1 protein-coding gene is annotated in these 1,524 nt (G+C 47.6%); it reads left to right on the top strand.

Annotation, left to right across the window (positions count from 1 at the left end; translation table 11 throughout):
* Positions 1-1,524 (top strand): cobaltochelatase subunit CobN (locus tag AACS98_RS16535; protein ID WP_198161146.1); only part of this gene is annotated, 1,524 nt, incomplete at both ends.

Here is a 1,524-nt window from a genome sequence, read left to right as displayed (position 1 = left end):
TCCCCAGTCAAGAGTCCCCAGTCAAGAGTCCCCATTCCCCAATCCCCAGTCAAGAGTCCCCATTCCCGGTATTCAACTCGGTAACGTCTTTGTGGGTATTCAGCCATCACGGGGTTATGATCTTGACCCTAGTTTGAATTATCATGCACCAGATTTAGAGCCTACCCATGCTTATTTAGCTTTTTATTATTGGGTGCGGGAATGTTTCGGGGCTGATGCCATTGTTCATGTAGGGAAACATGGCAATTTAGAATGGCTACCCGGTAAGAGTTTGGCATTGTCTAGTAATTGTTATCCAGAAGTAGCTTTTGGGGCAATGCCTCACCTTTACCCGTTTATTGTCAATGACCCCGGTGAAGGTTCTCAAGCCAAGCGTCGCGCCCAGGCGGTGATTATCGATCATCTTACGCCACCGATGACCCGCGCGGAATTGTATGGGGCTTTGCAACAGGTGGAAAATTTAATTGATGAGTATTATGAAGCGGAAAGTTTAGATCCGTCTCGATTACCAGCTATTCGCGATCGCATCCGGGAATTAGTGATCAAAGAAAATCTTTACAAAGACTTAGGCATTCAGGATGAGAAAGACATTTTGAATTTTGAAGCTTTAATTTTAAATTCACTGGATGGTTATCTGTGTGAATTAAAAGAAGCACAAATACGCGATGGTTTACATATTTTTGGGCAATGTCCCCAAGGTAGACAACTCCGAGATTTAATTGTGGCGATCGCCCGCATCCCTAACCGCTATTCTCCAGGTATCACCAGGGTTTTAGCCGATGCTTGGGGTTTAGAGTGCGACCCCCTCACCACCGATTTTAGCAGCGAGTTATCAGCAGGCGATCGCCAAATTTTAGCCCACAAAACCCCAAATCCCTGTCGTACCGTAGGCGATGCAGTCACCGCCCTAGAAGAACACGCCGCCTCATTAGTAGAACAACTCATAGCCAACCCCCAATCCCCACTCCCTGATTTCCTCAATTGGATTAACATTAAACTCCTCCCCGCATTACAACAAACCCAAACAGAAATTACCAACCTCCTCAACGGACTAGATGGAAAATACATCCCCAGCGCACCATCAGGCGCACCCACACGGGGACGACCGGAAGTTTTACCCACTGGCAGAAACTTTTATGCTGTAGATATTCGCGCCATTCCCACAGAAACCGCCTGGGATGTCGGCAGAAAAGCCGCCGAAAACCTCATAGAACGCTACACCCAAGAGCATGGCGAGTATCCTAAAACACTAGGCTTATCTGTATGGGGAACAGCAACAATGCGGACAGGTGGTGATGACATCGCCGAGGCGTTAGCCTTGTTAGGTGTGCGCCCTGTATGGGATGGTGCAGCTAGGCGGGTTGTGGATTTAGAGATTTTACCCCTAAGCATTTTAGGAAGACCCCGTGTCGATGTGACATTACGCATTTCGGGATTTTTCCGGGATGCTTTTCCTAACTTAATCGATTTATTTGAGCAAGCCGTTAATGCAGTCGCCGCCTTAGATGAACCACCAGAGCAGAA

The sequence above is a fragment of the Anabaena sp. CA = ATCC 33047 genome (assembly GCF_963870205.1).
In the GTDB taxonomy this organism is placed as follows: Bacteria; Cyanobacteriota; Cyanobacteriia; order Cyanobacteriales; family Nostocaceae; genus Trichormus.
The sequence above is the reverse complement of the archived record's forward strand: the minus strand, read 5'-3'. Positions and strand labels throughout refer to the sequence as shown.